Below are 21112 nucleotides of genomic sequence, written 5' to 3'. Positions count from 1 at the left end.
TACCGTTACCTACCAAGTACTCGTTCAATAGCCTGAATAATTCGGTCTTGTTGGAAAGGTTTGACTACAAAGTCTTTTGCACCGGATTGAATGGCTTCTAAAACCATGGCCTGTTGCCCCATGGCACTGCAAACAATTATATTGGCATTTGGATCTATTTTGCGAATTTCTTTAACCCCTTGTATGCCGTCCATTTCCGGCATAGTGATGTCCATTGTCACAAGATCAGGCGAAACCTCTTTATACAGTTGAATCGCCTGTAAGCCGTTCTCAGCTTCCCCTACTACCTCATAACCGTGTTTAACAACAATGTTCTTTATCATCATCCGCATAAAAGCGGCATCATCTACAATAAGAATCCGTTTTGTCAAGATTCTTCCCTCCCACCTATTTATATCTTATTATATTTCCATGCTTATTCCCAGGGACATAAAAACTTTTTCCAGCGCTCCCGGATCAGTGAATAAAAAAAAGTTTCCTTTTATCTCCTTATCCTTCTGCGACAATTTAGTTTCTATCAACAAAACTTGATCCTCAATATAACCCGTGTCAATTAAGCTTGTCATCAACACGGCTGCCAGCATATCATAGGCAAACAGAGGAACGGTGGTCACCATATGCAACTGAGACATCATACTAATAGCACTGATAAAGGAACCGGTTAATATATTGCCGATTTCCATGACCACGGACTCAGCCATTTCATCCAATTCATTAGTTGTTCCCAGTTCAAGACCCAACAACATATCTACTAAAGAAAACATACTCTCCTGGTGGAAAATATATATAATTGTTCCCGGCACGTCTCCTTCCAAGCGAAGGACTATACAGCCGACAATTTCTTCAGGTCCCCCAACCAGAGCAATAATTTCCTCATAGGGTAAAAAACATGCCTTTGGCACTGTCATATCTATCCGATCATTTACAAGCTTGGAAAGAGAAGTAGCTGCATTGCCAATCCCAATATTCCCTATTTCAGACAGAACATCCATTTGAATCGGGCCATAGTTTTGAAAATCAATCATATTTCCATCCCTTCTCAAATACCAAGTTATTTTATGTTTTTTTATAGAAACAGGGAAGAGACTTTTCGTAGCCATAACTTTTGTAGTTAAAAATCATTTCACTGCCACCTATAAATAAATACCCCCCCTGGTTTAAAGCCTTGGAGAATTTCTCATTCACTAAATTCTGCGCATCTCTGGTAAAATATATAGTGACATTACGGCAAACGATCAAATTATAACCAAAACCGTACTTATCAAGCAATAAATCATGTTTTTTGAATTTCACTTTATTTTTTATACTTTCAATGACATAGTAGTTATTAGCCTGCTTACGAAAATATTTATTTAATCTGTTTGCACTGATATTACGCACCTGCTCAGCGGTATAAATACCGGCCATAGCTTGACTCAGAATTTTATCATCTATATCAGTCGCTTCCAGTTCGAATTTGACACCGGGCACCAGTTCATCCATCAGTATCGCTAATGAATACGGTTCAGCACCGTTAGAACAGGCAGCACTCCATATTTTCAATTGTTTTTTCTTCTGCAGCAGTTCCGGCAAAACCTTTGTTTCCAGGGACTTAAATATATTGGTATCCCTAAAAAACTCAGTAACATTGATAGTCAATGTGTCCAAAAACTTTATATACATTTCCCTGTCAGTGCTTATAGCTTTATAAAACTTTTCATAGTCGGTACCCATATTCATTCTGGATAAAAGACTTTCCATACGTCTTTTGAGCTGATTTTCTTTGTAGCTGTGCAAATCTAATCTAAAGTTGTTATACATCTTATCTTTAAAAGTATTGAAATCCATCTATATCACCCTGTTAACACCGCCCAAAGTCCTGATAAAGACATCACCGTTAGCAGTATCGAATATCATGGTTCGCCCGCGATTTCCCCCAAGTTCTTCGGCTAATATTCTTATCCTTAAGTCGTTCAATATCTGCCTGGCCGCCTTATAGTTACGCTCACCTATATTTAATATTATTTTCTTATCCATCCCACTGAACATTTGCGCCCCTCCAACCAACTTGGACTGAAATCTTAATACATTGCCACCCCGGCGTTTTAAATCACTTATTAAAAGCGGTATACCTAAATCCGCGAATTTAGCAGGTTTTGACACATCTTTAAACTGAGTGCTGTCCGGAAGCATTATATGTAGAAGCCCTCCCAGTTTCAAAACAGGATCATACATCGAAACCCCAACGCATGAACCGAGTCCTAAAGTAATCAAGCGATTTGGACCGGCAGTAATTTTATATTCAGCAATACCAACCTGCAATTCTTCATAATCCTTAGCCAGAAACTTTTTCCCTCCTTAACATCTACACAAAGTCAATTATCTACTGCTTAAACTGTTGGCCATACCCCACATGTCATCGGCAGTTTTGATTGAGCGTGCATTAATTTCATAAGCCCGCTGTGCCTCTATCAGCCTAACCATTTCCTGAATTAAATCCACGTTAGACATCTCAGTAAAACCCTGACGTAAAGAGCCATAACCGTCAGTTCCGGGAGCCCCCTCAGCAGCTTCACCGCTTTGCTCAGTCTGTAAATAGAGTTTATTGTCTTGCGCGATTAAACCTGCCGGATTAATAAAGTTATAAATAGAAATATTTGCAATTTCCTCTTTCATCCCCGCACCGTTAATTACAGTCACCTGTCCAGAGGGTGATATGCTGAAATTTTGCAGCCCTTCCGGAAGCTGTATTTCCGGCTCAATTATGTTTCCGGCCGCATCCTCAATTACCCCGTCCGAATTTACCTTCAATACACCTCCACGGGAAAAAAGTTCTTCCCCGTCCGGTGAAATTACCTTTATGAAACCGGCACCGTCTATGGCCAAATCCATAGAATTAGAGGTTTCTTTTATTGTTCCGGGTTCAAAAACCTTTTTCACCTCACCAATGCGAACTCCGTTTCCCGATGACTCAGTTGCTTTCTCATCAACTGTAGGAGCAGGATAAGTAGTACCGCGATAATAATAATTATATAATAAATCAGTAAATCTTGTCCTTTCAGCTTTGTACTCATCTGTATTAACATTGGCTATGTTGTTAGCCGCTGAATCTATGTAAGTTTGATTGGCATTCAAAGCAGACGCACCGATCCCCAGGGTTTTTATCATATGTACTCACCTCTGGCAGTTATTTAAAATCTATTTTATCGTACCGATATTGTTTACGGCTTTACCCAAAAGTTCATCCTGCACCTGCATAAGTTTCTGGCTTGTTTCATAAGCGCGGGATACGGCTATTATATCAGTCATCTCATTCACCAGTTCAACATTAGACTTTTCTAAAAAACCCTGCTTCAAGGTAAAATTTGTTGCATCATACACACCCGCGTCAGCCTCATTTTCAACCCTGAAAAAATTATCCCCTTCTTTTTTCAACTTCTGGAGATCATCAAAATTCTTAATATCCAGCGTATCCTGCTCCACGCCGTCCAAATATATCTTACCGTCAGATCCTATTTTAAGATTTTTACCGGGTTCTGTCATTACCGGCCCGTTCTGTCCCATAAGCGTGTATCCACGTGAAGTAACAAGATACCCTTCATTGTCCAGTGAAAACGCCCCATCTCTGGTATAATAATCGCCTTCCGCTCCGCTAACCCTGAAAAACCCTTCACCGTCTAAGGCCAAATCGGTATCATGACCTGTCTGCTGAAAAACACCCTGAGTAAAATAAGTATTAATTTCGTCAACAGTCACACCATGACAAAAGTTACCGATAGGGCGAAGCTTACGAATATCTTTACCGGTATCGATCAAATTAATTAACTGCTCATTAAAACTCTTAACTACAGCCTGATCCATTTTAAAACCGTTTGTATTAACATTAGCCAGGTTATTTGCCATTACATTCATTTTTTCCTGCAATACATTCATCCCGGCCGCCCCGCTATAAATACCTCTAATCATAATGCTTCCTCCCGGTTATTTTTTAACCTCCGAATATTTAAGATTAACTCTATTTCTCCTTTATCTCTCCCAAATGCCCTGGCTACCTCCATTACAGGCTTACCTCCTTCGCAAGCCTCATATATCAGATCTTCAACGCTTTTAGGAGATTCCGCAGTTTCCTTGCACGTGAGCAAAACTCTGATTTGCCCTTCCAACCAGGATATCTTATCACGCATTTCACGATTTACAGAAACAAGCGTGTCTAACCGGGACTCAATATTCTTTAAGTACATCTCAAAATCTGCATTAGGTTGTATATTAGAAGTTAATTCGGCCATTTTTCTGGCGAAATGACGTTTTTTGAATGCAGAGCTCTTTTTTATAAAGAAAAATACTAAACAGGCAATAACAACTGAAAAAAGCACCCCGCATGATATCCAAAACAAGTTATTTACCAATAAACGGGTTAACCAACCGGGTAAATCCTGCACATTAAAGCATCTCCTTAATTTTCTGCCTTAACCTGGACATCGCACGGGCATGAAGCTGACAAACTCTTGATTCTGATACTTCCAAAACCTGTCCGATTTCTTTCAAAGTTAATCTCTCCTGGTAATAAAGGGCCATAACTAAGCGATCTTTCTCATTTAAAGAATTCACTGCTTCTGCCAGAATACGACGACCATCCTGCTCCTCAACCACATCAAGAGGATCAGGACTGTTCGGATCAGGTATCAAATTACCCAGCCTCACAGAATCACCGTCAGAAGAAGTTAATACTTCATCCAGTGAATTCATATTCAATTGGTTGTAGCAATTAGAAGTTTTATGCAGTTCTGCTATTGATATGTTTAATGAAGCAGCAACCTGCTCATCAGTTACATTGTCACCGTTTATTCTTCGCAAACGTTCTCTCTCTGCGTTAACTGCCTGAAATTTCTGCCAGAGAGTTCTGGGTACCCAGTAAAGTTTTCTGACTTCATCAATGATTGCTCCCCGTATACGACGGTAGGCAAAAGTCTCAAAGCTAACACCTTTGGCAGGATTAAACTTCTCAATCGATTCAATCAGACCGACTACCCCATACCCCTCCAGATCCTCATAACTGATGCCGATAGGTAGTCTTACCGCCAACCGACCCGACAAATGCTTAACAAGAGGGAGATACATTAAAATAAGCTTTTCGCGGGCTTTTTTATCACGGTTACTGATGTACGCTTCCCACAGCTTTTTCGGCTCCATTCGGGGGCAATCACCTACCTGTAGCTTATTTATTTCTTACAGCCATTATGCGAAAAATAAAACTAATGATTTTTTCTCTAAACTTCTCACTTAATCCCACAAATGAAACACCATAACACCCTAATCGCTGCCCTGGTCTTGTTTGTGTCGCCAATTGGTCTTCTCTTACTATACGAACTCTGGTTTTGATCTCAACCAGTTCATCATTATTAGCTGTTATATTAAATTTTACCAAAAGCTCTTTGCCAACATGATAAGTCTGATCAGGCAATAATTTAATCAATAACTTCATGCCGCCGCCGCTTATATCAAGAGCATTTGCCTTGATATAATTCTCCTCTTCACCAATTTCGGGAATTTCTGATACAAATACTTCTAATAGCGTATCCACGCGGAAATAATTTCTTTGCTGAATTCTCTTTATCTCATTTGGCATAGTTAAACGATATAATACTATGGGGTCTTTAACGAAACTTAAGAAAGTACTGCTAAATTGATACCTTTCAGAAATACCGGGAAAACGTACTGTCACCTTTTGCCCCGGTGTCAAAACCAACGGATCTGAGCAAAGAGTCGGCATGCCTATATATAACACGTCATCCTTTATATCTTGAATCGAAGAGGTATAATATTCAAGGCTTCCTACTTTTGCTATTTCGATTCTGGTATTGATTTTTAATATGCTTTCACCCAAGATGTTACCCCCTAGCCGAAAAGACTAATTAGTTTACCTATAAATCCAGATACTCCCTTAACCGGCTGTTGGTAACCATTAATTAAGTTTTCGGCAATAACCGTTAAACTCTTAGTGGCTGTAGAATAAGGATGGGAAAGCACAAACGGATTCTGGCTTTTTACTGCCTGGACAACCACCGGATTCGTACATATGGAACCTAAAAAGGTTACTTTTATCTGCAAAAACCGGTTAGCAATCATTATTATTTTATCAGCAGTCTGCTGCCCTTCCCGTATATTAGAAGCCATGTTAACAATTAGGTTAACTTCCGATTGCACATTAAATTTGGACATAATTTTAATTAAACTGTAGGCATCCGCCAAAGAAGTCGGTTCAGGAGTAACGATTACAATAACCTCTTCCGCCGCGGCCACAAAACCTAAAACATTTTTGGATATTCCCGCTCCTGTATCTATTAATACAAAATCGGTTTCACTCTGGAAATAATTCAAACTGTTAATGAGGTTTTGACGCTGTTTTTGATCCAGATTTGATAACTCATGAAATCCGGAGCCTCCGGAAATAAAACGTAAATTTATCGGTCCCTGTGCTATAATTTCTTTTATGTTTTTATTATTGTATAACAACTCATATAAATTGCCGGGAGGAGTCACACCCATCAAGACATCTACATTAGATAAACCCAAATCAGCATCAAAAATGACTACCCGCTGCTTCATTTTAGCTAAACACAATCCAAGGTTCACTACAAAATTAGTCTTACCGACACCGCCCTTGCCACTGGTAACAGTTATGATGCGTGGCCCTCTCTCAGGTTTAGCAGCAAACTCCACATTTGCATCATTGGCTAAAGCGCGAAGCTTAGAAGCCTGGTCCATCATTTTGATTGCTCACCCCCTTTAAGAGAAGTTTTGCCAGTTTCTTGGGGTATACCTGTTCAATATCATCAGGAACACTTTGCCCGTCCGTCACATAGTAAATTGGTATATTAGTGCGATAAATTATATTTAACATAGCGCCTAAAGATTCTGTCTCATCTATTTTAGTGAATATGATTTTTGAAATATCCTTTCTGCCGAATTCGTCAATAATCTTAAACATATCCTTATTCTTTGTTGTCGCACTTAAAACCAAGAAAATATCCAACGGCAGGCTGATAACGTCTAAAAAGCCCTTTAATTCCTGCACATACACGGCATTATTCGAGGGATGACCGGCAGTATCAATCAATATTATATCCTTGTCTTTGTGCCGCATAATAACCCTGTGCAGATCCTCAGGCGTCATAACTACATCCAGCGAAACACCTATAATTTCACCGTAGGTCTTCAGTTGTTCGACAGCTCCTATACGGTAAGTATCTATAGTAATTAACGCTATGTCCTTCTGATAAAAAAGTGAAAATTGGGCGGCCAGCTTAGCTAATGTAGTAGTTTTACCGACTCCGGTCGGTCCTATAAAAGCGTATACCTTACCAAAACTTATATCCTGATAGGCAGGCTCTATCAAGCCGGTTATTTTATTAATTAAGTTAACCTTAAGCATTTCATCCCGATCTGAACGTCCGCTGTCATACCTGTCATTGGCGTCTTCCAGCAAGCGCTCAACAAGCACCTCGTCCATATCAGTATCCAGAAGAATTTGCCGCCATTTACTGATAAAAATGTCCTCATGAGAAGTATCTTTATCCCTCATTATACGATTTAGCAGCAGTTTTACTTCAGATAACTCGTTATGCAACTTACTTTCGGAGTTAACCGGCTGAATATTTTTATCGCGCAGAGACAAGCTGCTAACTGAACTGCTGCCGGGACTGTTTATTGTACCGCCGGTTGAAAAACCGCTTTCCCTCGCTTTTCCAACCGTTGTACCGGCAATATTGTAAGCTAACTGAGCTCTGGTACGGGCAGCAGCTTCACCTCGCATTACCCTTTCCACCGGCGCGGGTGAGCTGACCGGACCCGCTCCCACAGCCTGGCTTAATTCCTGCCTCTTCTCATTTACCACAGGTTCATCCACTGCAGCGGTAACCTCCAGCTTACGCTTAATGAAAAAGCCCAACAAACCTTTGCGTCTGACTTTTCTGCTGTTAATAATCATTGCCTCGGGACCAAGGTCTTTTTTTATAAGGTACAGTGCCTCTTTCATATCATTTACCAGGTATTTTTTTACTTTCAATCCATTATCACCGTCCCAACCGCTTCAACCCCTAGATTGGAGGGTACTTCGTTAATTGAGAGTACAGATATATTAGGCAGCGCTCTTTCCGTTAGTCGCCTAAACGGCAATCTCACGCGGGCCGAGCAAAGAATCACGGGATTAATGCCCTTTAGCATAACCCTTTCCACAACTTCACTGGTCTTTTCCATTATTTTTGCAGCCATTTGTGGGTCAAGCACAGGATAAGTTCCCATTCTGGTATCTTGTATCGAATCTGATATAATTTGCTCTAATTTGGGATGCAGTGTAATTACCGATAAGGTATGTCCCGGCCCTTCCAATGGCTGACAGATAGTACGCCCCAGAGCTTGACGGGCATTCTCCGATAAAAAATCAGGATCTTTAGTAAAACGGGCGCTTTCTGATAATGATTCCAAAATAGTCGTTAAATCCCTTATGGATACTCTTTCTTTCAGCAAATTCTGCAGGACTTTCTGTATTTCTCCCATAGAAAGATATCCCGGGACCAGCTCATCTACCAGTGCCGTGTTACTCTCCCGCACTACATCCAGTAATTCCTTGATTTCCTGACGTCCCAAAAGTTCGTGGGCATTTTGTTTAATAAATTCCGTTAAGTGAGTGATCAGTACAGTTGAACAGTCTACCACTGTCAAACCGGACAGCTCAACCTGCTCCCGGTCGTTCTCCGATACCCACCAGGCCGGCAGCCCAAAGGTAGGTTCAATAGTAGAGATACCGGGCACATCAACATTCATACCAACAGGATCCATGGCCAGAAAATAACCGGGCATTACTTCTCCTTCAACAATAACATTGCCTTTTATTTTAAATACATAGGAATTTGAAGATAACTGCAAATTGTCTCTGATACGAATCGGCCGCACATAAATGCCTGTCTCCAGAACACACTGCCTCCTCACGGCAGCCACCCTCTGCAGCAGGTCACCTCCACGTGATTCATCAGTCAGGGTAATCAGGTTATAGCCTATTTCGATTTCCAACTGGTCAACTTGAAAATAGTTCAGCACATTTTCCGGCTCGCGGCGCTGCTCCTGAGCCTGCCGCGCGCTGGCTTCCTGCTCAGAAGCAAGCTTTTTCAAGTCTTCTTTCGTAATAATGTAAGCAGCAAAGGCAGTACCGATAGAAAGCATGATAAACAGAATATTCGGCATGGCAGGTATTAGACCCAGTATAAGCAAAATTGCGGCAGCCAAATATAAAACACGGGGGAAATTCAGGAACTGCTGCGAGAGATCCCCACCCAGGCTATTTTCCGATGTGGATCTGGTTACAAGAATACCGGAGGCTGTTGAAATTAAAAGGGCGGGCAGCTGACTAACCAAACCGTCACCTATAGATAAAACGGTAAAAGTTTGCAAAGCCTGCACAAACTGCATGTTCTGCTGTACTACACCTATAATAAAGCCCCCGATAATATTAATGAGTATGATAATTATGCCGGCAACAGCATCACCGCGCACAAACTTGCTGGCACCGTCCATAGACCCAAAAAAATCAGCCTCGCGCTGCAGCCGCTTCCTTCTCTCTCTGGCCTCCCCCTCAGTAATCAGGCCCGAATTGAAATCAGCGTCAATACTCATCTGCTTTCCGGGCATAGCATCCAGTGTAAAACGGGCGGCTACCTCAGATACCCGCCCGGCGCCACTGGTAATAACCATAAATTGAATAACAGTTATTATAATAAATACTACCAGTCCAACAACATAATTTCCTTGAGTCACAAAGTTGCCAAATGCATCAATAACATTACCTGCCGCTCCGGTGCTTAGAATAAGCCTGGTAGAAGAAATATTAAGCGCCAACCTATATAATGTGGTTATTAACAGCAACGTCGGAAATACAGAAAACTGCAGCGGTTCGGTTGTAAACATTGTGATCAGTAAAATAACCAGACCAACAGTTATACTGATAGTCAAAAGCACATCTAAAAGCAGGGGGGAAAGCGGTATAATAATCATTAAAATTATACCTATGATAAAAGCGGCAACAATCAAATCAGTATTCTGTTTAAGCATACTCATTGTCGACGGAGCCGCCATATGCAGCAATCCCCTCCTCATACCATTTTAAAACAAATATTTTATAAATACAAAGATTTCTTTTTATAGACCATAGCCAATATTTCTGCTACCGACTGGTAAAGTTCGTAGGGGATTTCCGTTCCGACTTCTACCCGGTCATAAAGCAGCCTCGCTAACTCCCTTTGCTCGATCACGGGCACATTATACTCTTTAGCCATTTCTCTCATACGTAAAGCCAGATAATCGGCACCCTTAGCCGTTACCAGCGGAACGTCCGCATCGCCTTCACTATATCTCAAGGCCACAGCAAAGTGAGTGGGGTTAGTTACAACCACAGTCGCGCGAGGCATCTCCTCTCTGATCCTGCTGAGTGACATTTTTCGCTGCATTTCCCTCAGTTTTGACTTCAGTAAAGGATCCCCTTCTGTTTGCTTATATTCATCCTTAATATCCTGTTTGCTCATACGCATACTCTTTTGGAACTCGTAGCGCTGGTACAAATAATCCAACAGGGCCATGGCAAAATAAACTATACCGCCCCAACCCAATATCCGAAGAATAAACCCGCTGACTGTCTGAAAAATCATTGCAGGTGTTGCATAAAAGATCAATAATAACTCGTTAAATCTGCCTGATATCAGGTTGTAAGTTATTCCCCCGATAACCAGAAGCTTAAATATATTCTTAGCCAGTTCAACCAGACTTCTGACCGTAAAAATACGTTTAAATCCCTCAATTGGATTGGCCCGCTTAAGCTGAGGTTTTATTGATTCAGAAGAAAAAACAAGACCAACCTGCATAAAATTAATTAATAGAGCAACAATGACAACCACTATTAAAACAGGTGCCATAAGTTTTATGTAGTAGATAGAAAAACTAACCATTAGCTGCATTAAACTCACTTGACTCTCCCGGTATTGAGTAAAATTAGCTAAATACCAGGAAAAATACTTATACATAGAACTGAGCTGCTGCTGCTTTATGGAATAAAAAAGCAGCACCACAGCTAACATTAAGACAGCCGCGTTTAAATCCGAGCTTTTCGCTACCTGTCCTTTACGCCTGGCTTGCAGCAGTTTCCGCGGCGTCGCCTTTTCGGTTTTTTCCTGACCACCCTGTGCCATATTATGTAAGACCCCGCAATAAGATTAACATATTATTATGCATAGTTTTAAAAACGTCCTGCAGCAATGTGCCCAGCACAGGAACAACAACACTGAGTGTTAAAATCCCCACCACAATCTTCACGGGAAAACCTAACATAAAAACATTCAACTGCGGAACTGTTCTGGAAACAAACCCCAATGATAAATCTATAATCACCAATACGGCTATAATTGGCGCGCTTATCTGAAAAGCCAGGGCAAACATCCCGCTGAAAAACTTAACTACAGTGAGAACGACACCCGACTTTATTGCCATTGCTGTCAGAGGCACCAGATCATAGCTTTTGACCAAACTCTCAATCAAATAGTAATGACCGTTTACATTAAGAAAAAATATTAAAGCCAAAAGATTTAAAAATCTGGCTATAATAGTTGTCTGCATTTCACTTAACGGGTCAAAAACCATGGCCATGGCAAAGCCTATCTGAAGATCTATGAGCTGACCGGCCATACGAATGCCGTGAAAAATGAAAGAGGCTATCAAACCAAGCATCAAGCCTACACCTGCCTCCGCCATTACAGCCAGGATATAGCCCAAAACTCCACCGGGCACACTAAAACCGGATGTTTTTATAACAGGAAAAACAATCCCTGCCAGCAACAGAGAAAAACCTATCTTCAGCAGATTGGGTATATTGCGATACTCAAAAAACGGTGCGGTCATCATAAAAGCGGTTATCCTTATAAAAACTAAAAAGAAGACCACTAACAAATCCATATCTATCAAGACAGCCCGTCTCCCTATTTAGTAATATTAGGCAGCTGCTTAAAAATATCCGATGTAAAGTCTATCATCATGTTAAGCATCCAGGAACTAAACAAGAGAAGCACCACAAAAACGGCCAGCAGTTTGGGAACAAAGCTTAAAGTCTGCTCCTGTATCTGAGTAACCGCCTGAAACACGCTGACAACCAGCCCAACCAGCAAGCCGGCCCCTATAGGAGGCAGCGCTAAGATTAGCATCATAATAAACGCTTCCCTGGCCATATGAATGGCAAATGTCTGAGTCATCTCTTACGCCCTTTCTTAATGGAAACTTTCCACCAGAGACTTGACCACCAGATACCAGCCGTCAACCATAACAAACAACAAAAGCTTAAAGGGCAAAGAAAACATTGCCGGAGGCAGCATAAACATACCCATGGACATTAAGGTGCTGGCAACTACAGCATCTATTACTAAAAATGGTATATAAATTAAAAATCCCATTTGAAAGGATGTTTTCAACTCACTTATGATAAATGCCGGGATTACTAAATGCAGCGGAACGTCATTTCTGTTTTGAGGCTTTTGAGCTTTAGCCACACCAATAAATAAAGCCAGATCACTTTCTCTGGTTTGTTTTAACATAAATTCCTTTAAAGGTCCGGCAGCCCTGTTCTGCGCTTCTTCTTGAGTTATTTGATTAGCCAGATAGGGTTTGAGAGCCTGCTCGTTCAAATCATTATAGACCGGTTTCATAATGAAAACAGTTAAAAATAAGGCCAAGCCAATCAACACCTGGTTGGGTGGGGTCTGCTGGGTGCCAAGAGCATTGCGCAAAAATGAAAGCACTATGACAATCCTGGTAAAGGAGGTCATCATAAGCAGTATGGCAGGTATCAGGGACAGAATAGTAAGAAGAACCAGCAGCTTTATACTGTCAACTACCTGAGCGGGGTTCTCGCTTTGACCGACATTTAAATTAATATTGGGTATGGGAATCGGCTCAGCCCAGGCCAACCGGGGCAATAAAACCGCGGAAAAAACTATGGTCGATGCAATAGCTGCAATTATAAACAAATCTTTATTCTTCACGTTTTTTTTCATCCTTTAAGTCTTTCCCACTCCATGCGGATAGTTTTTCTGCCAGTACTGTTTTAAAATTATTTGGCCAACTCTCCTGCAAATGACAGTTGGTTATTACCGTTTCCGGCAAACGATCTGTTTTCTCCAACATTACTATACCGTTTTCCTGCTGTGCCAACAGGTAATAAAATTTCCCTACCTGCACAATACTTAGTACAGACTTAGGCCCCAGAGGCAATTGTTCGATAATCTGCATGCTCCTGCCCCTGCCGGTTACATGAAAGCGACGGGACAACCCAAACTTTACGATGTAATAAGCCAAAAACAGCACCACGGGAAGGGCAAAAATCAATTTCAACAAATACCAGTAAATATCACTGCTCACCGGTCACCGCCTCCTCCTTTTCAAAGGAATGAGGCTTAAACACGGAAGTAATTCTAATACCGTAATTATCATTAATCACCATTACTTCACCGCGCCCGAACTTTTGATTATTTATGCTCATTGTTACCAGTTCACCGGCTAAAACATCCAGCTTAATTAACATCCCGGGAGATAAGTTTAATACCTCCCGGACTGTCAGGGCTGCCCCGCCAAGCTCTGCCGTGACAATAACCGGTACATCCTCTATATGTTTGATACTGGTTTTAATCCTCTGTTCACCGCCCGGAGTCAAGGGTGTAAACCGTAGCTTTTGCACTGCTGTCTTCTCGCTTTTATTCCCGGATAAAAAGGCGCTGATTTGTTCTTCTGTCATCATAACAGTTTACCCCCTCTTTTTCAGGCATTACTGAACTAAGAGTTCCACAAAGTACAATCTCTTAAACACCGGCTCCTCCATACTTTTATTGGCGGCGGCAATAATCTCTTCTTTTATACTTTCCAGTGACTTGCTGCAGTTTTCTACGGACTTTTTCCGCAATATTGTGATCACTTGATCAATAATTTCAGATTTCCTGGTCTTAACTTCTTCAGCCATTTTTTCATCTTTTTCATACTCCAAAACAGGCGAAACCCTAAGAAAGTGCCCCTGATCAGCCAGATTAACTACAATACTGCCGAGTTCAAATGTGCTGATTTCCGGTTTGGGTTCTTCCTTTTTAGTCTCTTTAGAAGAATGCGCTTTGATAACAAAGAAATAGTAGGAACCGGCAGCACTGGCCAGCAACACAACAATAGCTATGATAATTATAATTAGTTTATTTTTAGATTTCTTGGTTTCCTGTCCCTCAGACTTTTTTTCGGGTTTTTCGGTGGCCATGGTTTCACCCTTTAATTAACGTTTTAATCCTATTAATTCCTGCAGCATCTCATCGGAAGTAGTAATCACCTTTGAATTTGCCTGGTAACCACGCTGGGTTATAATCATGTTGGAAAACTCATTAGTTAGATCAACATTGGACATTTCCAGGTTGTTTGAGATTACTGTGCCCAAACCTATTGATCCCGGAGCACCGAAGATAGGTTCAGCAGGATCACTGCCATCAGTATTAGGCTTATTATCATATTGGTACAGGTTATTACCTTTATTGATAAGTCTGTTTAAATCATTAAACATTGCTAATCCAATTTGACCACCATCTTCTGGTGTTGTGCTTCCACCAGTACAATAGGAAATTTTCCCATTCATATCAATATTAATACTATCTAAAGGCACTGTAAAAGGATCAATCTCAGTACTACCGTCACTAGAACATACTTTGTAACCTAAACTATTAACTAGTTGGCCAGTATCGTCAACATGAAAAGAACCATCCCTTGTATAGTACAGTATAGAAGGATCACCCGGATCTTGAACAATAAAAAAGCCGTTACCATGAATATATAAATCAGTTGAGTTTTCAGTAGCTGTTTGGCTGCCTTGAGTAAAATCTTTATTTATACCGGCTATCGTTACACCGCTTGCAACCTGACCTCCCGCAATTGTCTGACCTAAAACATCTTTGAATTGCACCCTGCTGGACTTATACCCGGTAGTATTGACGTTTGCAATATTATTGCCGATAACATCCATGCGGGTTTGGTGGTTTTTCATACCTGAAACACCGGAATATAATGATCTAATCATTTAACTTCCTCCTTTTTACCGGCTGCTTCCGTCGGTCGGCAGCCACAGCCCCCTTGCGGACCGGCTGTTATTTTATAATTACCGCGCTGTCGATATTGGTAAATACTTGTTCACCTTGCAAAGCATCGCTGTCGAGCGCAGTTACTACAGTATTATTTTTAATACTGGCTATTAACGCCAGGTTGCCATACAATAGCAATGAATCACGTGCCCCTTTTAAGGAAGCCTGCTGCATGGCGCGGCCTATTTTTGCTATATCTTCCTGGGCCAGACTGATATTACGTTCCTGCAGCCTTCTTTCAGCATGAGCGGAGAATCTTACCGCGCTTTGCTTTTGTTGTATATTTTGCGTTAGAATATCACTAAACGAAGCCTGTTTATTTTCTGCAAAATCACGTCTTACCGGTTTAGTCGGGTTAGGTACTAACGGCTGTTTAAATATGCTTAGGCTATTACCTTTACTGTTCATCATAAATTCCTTAACCTATTTGTGCAATCTGTGATATATCGTAGGATTCACCGTCAATGACAATCTTATTAGCATTCTGCCGAATCTGAACTTTCTCCACAGTTCCGCTTATTTCAGTACCGTCAGCTCCCGTTACCATTACCGTGCGACCTACTAATGACGCCGCTTCCGTGAGGTTTTGCAGATCAATCAGCTGTGTTATTGATGTATTCAAATTCATAAGCTGCTCCATAACGCTAAACTGTGCCATTTGATTCATAAAAGCATTAGGATCTTGCGGGCTCAACGGATCCTGGTTTTTTAGCTGCTCAATAAATAATTTTAAAAAAGCTTCTTTGTCCAAAACCATGCCGGATGCATTTGTACTGCCGGCAGTAGACGCGCTGCCGTTAACACCTGAAGTACTGTTAATCACAAATAACACCTCCCGCTATATAATATAATCTACTCCTTTACCCGGTATTAACACTCCATTATGCCCGGGCACTTCCTCGATTTCATCCTCAAATTCACCCATATAACCACTTGATTTGTAATAGCCCTGATTGTTCTTTTTCCCGTTAAAATCCTGCCTGTTGTGAGGCATTGCCTGCTCACCGCTGAAACCAAACGATACTACAGGTTCATGCAGTATTATCTGGTGCTTGGCCAGAGCATCTTTAAGCTGTGTCATAGTGTTTTCCAATGCCTCTTTGGCCTGAAGGCTGCTGGCAATAAACTGGGCTGATATTTCCCCTTTTTTATAGGTCAACTTAATCACCAATTTCCCCAACTGCTCCGGTTCAAGTTTAAGCTGTAAAAATATCGGCTTATTCTGGTCATTTGCTTTCGCTTGCTCGAACAATTTCGATACTTCTTGCGGCAATTCCGGTATGGATACAGGTTTTTTTGAGCCAATCAAGTTTTTTGAAACCGCGTTTACCGGCAAATATTCTCCCATCACAGGCTCTGCCACTTTTACCGCATTATTTACCCCGGTTCCGTCAGGATTTACTTTAAATCGAGCTTCTCTTTGATCTGATAATTTTTCTGCCTTGTCACTATCCGGACAGTCGCTTTTAACCCGGCCCGCTGTTGTTTTATCCACCGCTGAATCAAATTGGAAATCTGTGATATCGGCATGACTGTGCAAAGTGCTCCGAATTGCAGCGACTTCCCGTTTAGCAGTCCCCTCCGCTTTACTTAGTGATACAGCAGGTTCTGACTTACCGCCGGACACCCAAATATTGTCTATCTCTGCCTTTGGCACACCCAAAGGCTTTTGCATAACAGTTTTTTGCTCAGGCTGTACATTTGTGATATCGTCTTGACTATGACAAACACCTCGACTTGCAATAACTTCTTGTTTAATATTCTCTTCTGCCTTACTTACTGATATAACCGGCCCTGAGTCTCCAACTGCCCTAACATTATTTACCCCCACCTTTACCGCGTCAGGAAGCTTTTGCAAAATAGTTTTCTGCTGTGATATATCTGTTCTGTCTATTGATGAGATCTGTTTTTTTGCTCCAGCATCAGGTAAAAGGACATTCTCTGCATGATTTATATCATACGATAACTTTTGCGCATTATTATTCTCTACACAGTTACTCTTAGCCTGGGCTGCTGTTATTGGGTCACCAAGCGTCAAAGCAGGCTCGGCCTGAATATCTGCAACATTGGCTTGACTATACAAAGCACTTCGACTTGCAGCGACTTCTTGCATCACGGGGATACTCATGAATGACACGCAGTCTTCGTATGGCAATCCGGCATTATTGCCCTGATTACTGTCAGATGCCTGCTGCTCATTCTGCTCATCCTGATTAAGCTTAGCAGCTTTATTATCCGCCGGTTTAACAACTGCAGTAACAGACTTATTACTCTCTAAATCATTACCGGCAAACAGGAGTAAAATATCCTTGAAGTTATCGCCGATTGAGTCTTTTTGTGAAAAAGGGAATTTCTGAGCGAAAAAATCGCCTGTTCTTGATCTTACCTCAACTGCCGTACTCAATTTCTCACCCCGTTTCACATTGTTTCGTCCTTATTTCGTATAAACATAGCCAGGGCCAGTTCGTCTATTTGTTTTTGCTCCTCTAAATTCTCCAGGTAGACAAACTCCTCCTTTTGCTTTTCTTTCAGTTTTTCCAGCACCATAGTTTTTTGTCTGGCTAAGATCAATCTATTTTTCTTTTCTTCTACCGCACGGGCAGCCTTTTTCAAGTTTTCCTGTAATTTTAATACTTTGGCACTTAACTGCTCACGAAAGAAAAAACCATTGAGCGCTTGCTGCAAATCCAGCCTTCCGGTTTCATCAGCGGCGTTTAAACTTTGCTGCAGCATCTGACGAGCAGCTTCTAAAGCGTTAACTGCCTTTTGTTGTTCTGCTCTTGCTAAAGTGAGTTCGTCTTTAGCTTTTTTCTCCTCCATGCGGCGGTGATTTAATACTTGTTCCAGCCTAAAGCGAAAACCGGCCATGTCTTCTCCTCCTAATCGCCCAACCTGCGCAGCCAATCAATTGTTTCGGAGAATTCATACGGCTCTTCAGGGTGCTGTCGCAAAAATTCAATGATATTGTCATAGTGTCGAATAGCATCGTCAATCTTGGGATTTGCTCCAAAGTTATAGGCACCTATACTGATCAAATCTTCAGCCTGTAAATAAGTCGACAATAGTTCCCTAAGCCTGGCTGCCCGGGATAAATGCTCCGGATTTACAATATCGGACATTACCCGGCTTACACTGGACAGAACATCAATGGCAGGATAATGGTTCTTAGCTGCCAGCCGTCTGGTAAGAACTATGTGCCCGTCCAATATTCCTCTCACCGCGTCCGCAATCGGCTCATTCATATCGTCACCGTCAACCAGCACAGTGTAAAAGGCGGTAATAGATCCCTCAACCGACATGCCCGATCTCTCCAGCAGCTTCGGCAGCAGTGCGAAAACAGAAGGCGTATATCCCTTAGTAGCCGGAGGCTCTCCAACAGCCAGACCAACCTCGCGCTGAGCCATAGCAAAACGGGTTACGGAATCCATCAGCAGCATCACATTCAGGCCCTTGTTTCTGAAATACTCTGCCAAAGCTGTTGCCACCATAGCACCTTTCAGGCGGATTAAAGCCGGTTGATCAGAGGTAGCAGCCACTACCACGGAACGGCTTAAACCTTCTTCCCCCAGATCAGTCTCAATAAAATCCTTAACCTCCCGTCCCCGTTCCCCTATCAGACCGATAACGTTCACATCAGCTTTACCATACTTAGCAATCATGCCCAGCAAAGTGCTCTTTCCTACACCGCTCCCGGCAAAAATGCCGATACGCTGTCCCTGACCACATGTAAGCACTGAATCGATAGCCCGCACGCCTGTCGGCAGCACCTGAGCTATACGCTGTCTGGTCAACGGGTTAGGAGGTTGATTATCAACCGGAAACTTAGTCTTTTGCTCTCCCGCGGTTTTGCCTCCAATCTGTCTGCCCAGACCATCCAATACAGAACCAAGCATATCATCGCTAACCTCAACGGTTAGGTTCCGTCCCGTAGGTACAACTTGGTTGCCCGGCTGTATACCCTGTAATTCACCCAGCGGCATCAATATAGACGCACCCTGCATAAAACCCACTACTTCAGCGACAATAGGCCGGCTGCGCCCCGGCACAATAACATGGCAAACTTCCCCTATTGAGGCTTTTATACCCACAACCTCAACAGTAAGCCCCACCACCCTGGTTACCTCACCGCTGACAACAGCTACACGGCTTTTCCGCACCCTGCGGCTCCAACGTGCAAAATCAATAATGATCTCACTCATCTTCATCACCGGCCTGAGCGTGAAGCGACTGCAAGAGGATCTGCCAGCGTGATTCCAGAGTGGAGTCAATCTGTCCCCGCTCGGTTTTCACCCGGCAGCCACCAGGATCTATATCAGGATCACCGATTATTTTTAAACCGGCAGCCTCTGTTAAAAATTTCATAAACATATGCTTATTCTGCCTGATTATTTCAACATCCGCGGGATTGGCAACAATAATAAAACTATCCCTGTCAGACAGCAGGAGTACCGCCTCCTGAACAATACTCAAAACAGTTTCCCGGTCAATATCCAATTGTTTAGCGACTAACTTCTCCGCTATCTGAACAGACAGAGCAAGAACTTCCTCTTCGATCTCAGATAAAGTTATTTTGCGTTCCGCTTCAGCGCTTCTTAACATTTCCCAAGCGGAATTTCTGACATTTATAGCTTCGGCATCAACCTTTTCCCTGGCATCACGGTAGGCTTTATCATAGCCCTCGCGGTAACCCTTTTCAAACCCTTCCTGGTGGGCTCCTTCATACATCTGTTGCGCTTTTTCGGTAATTTGCTTTGCCTTTTCATCTGCCTGTTCTAAAATCTGAGCAGCCTTCTCACGAGTGGCAGACAATATCTTTTGCACTTCCGCGTCCGCCGACTCACGCGCTGCTTCTTTGGCAAATTCTTTGCGAAGCTGCAAATGAAGCGCATCGTTTTCGCTGACAGTGGCTTTTTTAATAATTTTATTATAAGACAACTGCATCTTCTTCACCCTGTGAAATTGTTACTTCTCCCGCATCCTCTAAAGTACGTATGATTTTAACAATTTTTTGCTGGGATTCCTCAACAACCTTTAAACGCACCGGGCCCATTAAATCAATTTCCTCTTTCAACATGCCGGCAGATCTTTTTGACTGGTTTTTAAAAATTTTGTTGCTTACTTCCTCGCTGGCGCCCCTGAGAGCAACAGCCAAATCTTTTGGATTGACATCCCTGAGAACCCTTTGAACATCTGAGTCGCTAAGCTTGACAATGTTTTCAAAGACAAACATGCGCTTGCGAATTTCTTCAGCCAGCATCGGATCCTCTTCTTCCAAATCTTTTAATATACTTCGCTCTGTGCTTCTGTCCACCATGTTAAGAATATTAACCAGAGTTTTTACGCCGCCAATCTCGGCATTATCTTTATCAAGCACTTCGGACATTTTATGCGCTAAAACACGCTCAACTTCTTTGACCACCTCCGGTGAAGGGCGACCCATGGTAGCTATCCGTTTAGATATATCACTCTGCACGTCATGGGGCAGGGCGGACAGTATGGCGGAACTCTGCTCGGATTCCAAATATGCCAGTATCAGAGCGACTATCTGCGGATGCTCATCCTGAAGGTAACTCATTAAATGACGGGGATCGGTTTTTCGCAGGGAAGCAAAGGGAATGTTGCTGTCTCTGCCTGCCAGTTTCTTCATGATATCCAGGGCCTTTTGTGTACCCAGCGTCTTCTCCAAAATATCCTGCGCGTATTTTACTCCGCCAAGCAATAGATATTGACGGGCCTGGTACAAATCATTGAATTCGCTTAATACCGACTCCATTATCTCGGCGGGAATTCTATCAAACTTAGATATTTCCACAGATAACCGTTCTATATCTTTTTCGTAAAAGTCTTCTTTCAAAATAACTGATGAAAGATCCGAACCCATGCTGATTAACAGAATAGCGGCTTTCTGATACCCCGTCAATTTTCCATTTTTAACAGAG

The 21112-nt window shown here is 42.1% G+C and carries 27 protein-coding genes; all 27 read right to left on the bottom strand.

Going from position 1 to position 21112, the window contains the following annotated elements:
* Positions 1-5: 5 nt before the first annotated feature.
* Positions 6-371, bottom strand: a complete 366-nt coding sequence (locus DTOX_RS03480) for a response regulator (RefSeq protein ID WP_015756347.1) — start codon at positions 369-371, stop codon at positions 6-8.
* A 30-nt stretch (positions 372-401) separates the two neighbouring features.
* Entirely contained in the window at positions 402-1025 is a 624-nt protein-coding gene (locus tag DTOX_RS03475) for a chemotaxis protein CheC (RefSeq protein WP_015756346.1), read from the bottom strand.
* 31 nt (positions 1026-1056) lie between these two features.
* A complete protein-coding gene (locus tag DTOX_RS03470; protein ID WP_015756345.1) occupies positions 1057-1827 on the bottom strand; it encodes a CheR family methyltransferase in 771 nt (256 codons plus the stop codon).
* Positions 1828-2301, bottom strand: coding sequence for a chemotaxis protein CheD (locus tag DTOX_RS03465; RefSeq protein WP_015756344.1), 474 nt, complete (start codon positions 2299-2301; stop codon positions 1828-1830). It abuts the gene before it with no gap.
* Positions 2302-2358: 57 nt separating this feature from the next.
* Entirely contained in the window at positions 2359-3147 is a 789-nt protein-coding gene (locus tag DTOX_RS03460; RefSeq protein WP_015756343.1) for a flagellar hook-basal body protein, read from the bottom strand.
* A 30-nt stretch (positions 3148-3177) separates the two neighbouring features.
* A complete protein-coding gene (gene flgF, locus DTOX_RS03455; RefSeq protein WP_015756342.1) occupies positions 3178-3945 on the bottom strand; it encodes a flagellar basal-body rod protein FlgF in 768 nt (255 codons plus the stop codon).
* Positions 3942-4418, bottom strand: a complete 477-nt coding sequence (locus tag DTOX_RS03450; protein WP_015756341.1) for a hypothetical protein — start codon at positions 4416-4418, stop codon at positions 3942-3944. The genes flgF and DTOX_RS03450 overlap by 4 nt, the downstream gene beginning before the upstream one ends.
* Before the next feature lies 1 nt (position 4419).
* The gene (locus DTOX_RS03445; protein WP_015756340.1) at positions 4420-5169 is read right to left on the bottom strand and encodes a sigma-70 family RNA polymerase sigma factor; all 750 of its coding nucleotides are present in this window, start codon (positions 5167-5169) and stop codon (positions 4420-4422) included.
* A gap of 25 nt (positions 5170-5194) precedes the next feature.
* On the bottom strand, positions 5195-5863 hold the full coding sequence (locus tag DTOX_RS21275; protein WP_015756339.1) for a flagellar brake protein: 669 nt from the start codon (positions 5861-5863) through the stop codon (positions 5195-5197).
* Between the two features lie 11 nt (positions 5864-5874).
* Positions 5875-6747, bottom strand: coding sequence for a MinD/ParA family protein (locus DTOX_RS03435; protein ID WP_015756338.1), 873 nt, complete (start codon positions 6745-6747; stop codon positions 5875-5877).
* Positions 6728-8044 carry a flagellar biosynthesis GTPase FlhF gene (gene flhF, locus DTOX_RS03430; RefSeq protein ID WP_015756337.1) on the bottom strand — a complete coding sequence of 439 codons (1317 nt, stop codon included), beginning with the start codon at positions 8042-8044 and terminating at the stop codon, positions 6728-6730. The genes DTOX_RS03435 and flhF overlap by 20 nt, the downstream gene beginning before the upstream one ends.
* A complete protein-coding gene (gene flhA, locus DTOX_RS03425; protein ID WP_015756336.1) occupies positions 8041-10107 on the bottom strand; it encodes a flagellar biosynthesis protein FlhA in 2067 nt (688 codons plus the stop codon). Before flhA ends, flhF begins: the two co-directional genes overlap by 4 nt.
* 41 nt (positions 10108-10148) lie before the next feature.
* A complete protein-coding gene (gene flhB, locus DTOX_RS03420) occupies positions 10149-11213 on the bottom strand; it encodes a flagellar biosynthesis protein FlhB (protein WP_015756335.1) in 1065 nt (354 codons plus the stop codon).
* A 1-nt stretch (position 11214) separates the two neighbouring features.
* Positions 11215-11973 carry a flagellar biosynthetic protein FliR gene (gene fliR, locus DTOX_RS03415; protein WP_157863057.1) on the bottom strand — a complete coding sequence of 253 codons (759 nt, stop codon included), beginning with the start codon at positions 11971-11973 and terminating at the stop codon, positions 11215-11217.
* 23 nt (positions 11974-11996) lie between these two features.
* Positions 11997-12242: a flagellar biosynthesis protein FliQ gene (fliQ, locus tag DTOX_RS03410; protein WP_422698398.1), complete on the bottom strand. Its 246-nt coding sequence runs from the start codon at positions 12240-12242 to the stop codon at positions 11997-11999.
* 39 nt (positions 12243-12281) lie between these two features.
* The gene (gene fliP, locus DTOX_RS03405; protein WP_042315345.1) at positions 12282-13064 is read right to left on the bottom strand and encodes a flagellar type III secretion system pore protein FliP; all 783 of its coding nucleotides are present in this window, start codon (positions 13062-13064) and stop codon (positions 12282-12284) included.
* The gene (locus DTOX_RS03400) at positions 13042-13428 is read right to left on the bottom strand and encodes a flagellar biosynthetic protein FliO (protein WP_015756331.1); all 387 of its coding nucleotides are present in this window, start codon (positions 13426-13428) and stop codon (positions 13042-13044) included. The genes fliP and DTOX_RS03400 overlap by 23 nt, the downstream gene beginning before the upstream one ends.
* Positions 13418-13804, bottom strand: a complete 387-nt coding sequence (locus tag DTOX_RS03395) for a FliM/FliN family flagellar motor switch protein (RefSeq protein ID WP_015756330.1) — start codon at positions 13802-13804, stop codon at positions 13418-13420. Before DTOX_RS03395 ends, DTOX_RS03400 begins: the two co-directional genes overlap by 11 nt.
* Before the next feature lie 27 nt (positions 13805-13831).
* Positions 13832-14305, bottom strand: a complete 474-nt coding sequence (locus DTOX_RS21270; protein ID WP_015756329.1) for a flagellar basal body-associated FliL family protein — start codon at positions 14303-14305, stop codon at positions 13832-13834.
* A 15-nt stretch (positions 14306-14320) separates the two neighbouring features.
* Positions 14321-15112, bottom strand: coding sequence for a flagellar hook-basal body protein (locus tag DTOX_RS03385; RefSeq protein ID WP_015756328.1), 792 nt, complete (start codon positions 15110-15112; stop codon positions 14321-14323).
* Positions 15113-15179: 67 nt separating this feature from the next.
* A complete protein-coding gene (locus tag DTOX_RS03380) occupies positions 15180-15584 on the bottom strand; it encodes a TIGR02530 family flagellar biosynthesis protein (RefSeq protein ID WP_157862839.1) in 405 nt (134 codons plus the stop codon).
* 7 nt (positions 15585-15591) lie between these two features.
* Positions 15592-15996: a flagellar hook assembly protein FlgD gene (locus DTOX_RS03375; RefSeq protein WP_015756326.1), complete on the bottom strand. Its 405-nt coding sequence runs from the start codon at positions 15994-15996 to the stop codon at positions 15592-15594.
* 15 nt (positions 15997-16011) lie between these two features.
* Positions 16012-17595, bottom strand: a complete 1584-nt coding sequence (locus DTOX_RS03370; protein WP_015756325.1) for a flagellar hook-length control protein FliK — start codon at positions 17593-17595, stop codon at positions 16012-16014.
* Positions 17592-18041 carry a flagellar export protein FliJ gene (gene fliJ / locus DTOX_RS21265; RefSeq protein WP_015756324.1) on the bottom strand — a complete coding sequence of 150 codons (450 nt, stop codon included), beginning with the start codon at positions 18039-18041 and terminating at the stop codon, positions 17592-17594. Before fliJ ends, DTOX_RS03370 begins: the two co-directional genes overlap by 4 nt.
* A gap of 11 nt (positions 18042-18052) precedes the next feature.
* Complete coding sequence (gene fliI / locus DTOX_RS03360; RefSeq protein ID WP_015756323.1) at positions 18053-19378, bottom strand: flagellar protein export ATPase FliI; 1326 nt, start codon at positions 19376-19378, stop codon at positions 18053-18055.
* Positions 19365-20114 carry a FliH/SctL family protein gene (locus tag DTOX_RS03355; RefSeq protein WP_015756322.1) on the bottom strand — a complete coding sequence of 250 codons (750 nt, stop codon included), beginning with the start codon at positions 20112-20114 and terminating at the stop codon, positions 19365-19367. Before DTOX_RS03355 ends, fliI begins: the two co-directional genes overlap by 14 nt.
* Positions 20098-21093 (bottom strand): flagellar motor switch protein FliG, encoded by a 996-nt coding sequence (gene fliG / locus DTOX_RS03350; protein WP_242652538.1) that lies wholly within the window; start codon positions 21091-21093, stop codon positions 20098-20100. Before fliG ends, DTOX_RS03355 begins: the two co-directional genes overlap by 17 nt.
* Positions 21094-21112 lie beyond the last annotated feature (19 nt).

The organism is Desulfofarcimen acetoxidans DSM 771 (assembly GCF_000024205.1).
GTDB lineage: Bacteria > Bacillota > Desulfotomaculia > Desulfotomaculales > Desulfofarciminaceae > Desulfofarcimen > Desulfofarcimen acetoxidans.
This window is presented reverse-complemented; position numbering and strand designations above follow the sequence as displayed.

What these genes read in the sequence shown, in the direction of transcription:
- fliJ (WP_015756324.1), bottom strand. Translation starts at nt 18,041, where the DNA reads ATGGCCGGTTTTCGCTTTAGGCTGGAACAAGTATTAAATCACCGCCGC.
- DTOX_RS21270 (WP_015756329.1), bottom strand. Translation starts at nt 14,305, where the DNA reads ATGGCCACCGAAAAACCCGAAAAAAAGTCTGAGGGACAGGAAACCAAG.
- DTOX_RS03355 (WP_015756322.1), bottom strand. Translation starts at nt 20,114, where the DNA reads ATGCAGTTGTCTTATAATAAAATTATTAAAAAAGCCACTGTCAGCGAA.
- flhB (WP_015756335.1), bottom strand. Translation starts at nt 11,213, where the DNA reads ATGGCACAGGGTGGTCAGGAAAAAACCGAAAAGGCGACGCCGCGGAAA.
- fliI (WP_015756323.1), bottom strand. Translation starts at nt 19,378, where the DNA reads ATGAAGATGAGTGAGATCATTATTGATTTTGCACGTTGGAGCCGCAGG.
- DTOX_RS03385 (WP_015756328.1), bottom strand. Translation starts at nt 15,112, where the DNA reads ATGATTAGATCATTATATTCCGGTGTTTCAGGTATGAAAAACCACCAA.
- DTOX_RS03435 (WP_015756338.1), bottom strand. Translation starts at nt 6,747, where the DNA reads ATGATGGACCAGGCTTCTAAGCTTCGCGCTTTAGCCAATGATGCAAAT.
- DTOX_RS03445 (WP_015756340.1), bottom strand. Translation starts at nt 5,169, where the DNA reads ATGGAGCCGAAAAAGCTGTGGGAAGCGTACATCAGTAACCGTGATAAA.
- fliQ (WP_422698398.1), bottom strand. Translation starts at nt 12,242, where the DNA reads ATGGCCAGGGAAGCGTTTATTATGATGCTAATCTTAGCGCTGCCTCCT.
- DTOX_RS03380 (WP_157862839.1), bottom strand. Translation starts at nt 15,584, where the DNA reads ATGATGAACAGTAAAGGTAATAGCCTAAGCATATTTAAACAGCCGTTA.
- flhA (WP_015756336.1), bottom strand. Translation starts at nt 10,107, where the DNA reads ATGGCGGCTCCGTCGACAATGAGTATGCTTAAACAGAATACTGATTTG.
- fliP (WP_042315345.1), bottom strand. Translation starts at nt 13,064, where the DNA reads ATGAAAAAAAACGTGAAGAATAAAGATTTGTTTATAATTGCAGCTATT.
- fliR (WP_157863057.1), bottom strand. Translation starts at nt 11,973, where the DNA reads ATGGATTTGTTAGTGGTCTTCTTTTTAGTTTTTATAAGGATAACCGCT.
- DTOX_RS03470 (WP_015756345.1), bottom strand. Translation starts at nt 1,827, where the DNA reads ATGGATTTCAATACTTTTAAAGATAAGATGTATAACAACTTTAGATTA.
- DTOX_RS03460 (WP_015756343.1), bottom strand. Translation starts at nt 3,147, where the DNA reads ATGATAAAAACCCTGGGGATCGGTGCGTCTGCTTTGAATGCCAATCAA.
- DTOX_RS03475 (WP_015756346.1), bottom strand. Translation starts at nt 1,025, where the DNA reads ATGATTGATTTTCAAAACTATGGCCCGATTCAAATGGATGTTCTGTCT.
- DTOX_RS03395 (WP_015756330.1), bottom strand. Translation starts at nt 13,804, where the DNA reads ATGATGACAGAAGAACAAATCAGCGCCTTTTTATCCGGGAATAAAAGC.
- flgF (WP_015756342.1), bottom strand. Translation starts at nt 3,945, where the DNA reads ATGATTAGAGGTATTTATAGCGGGGCGGCCGGGATGAATGTATTGCAG.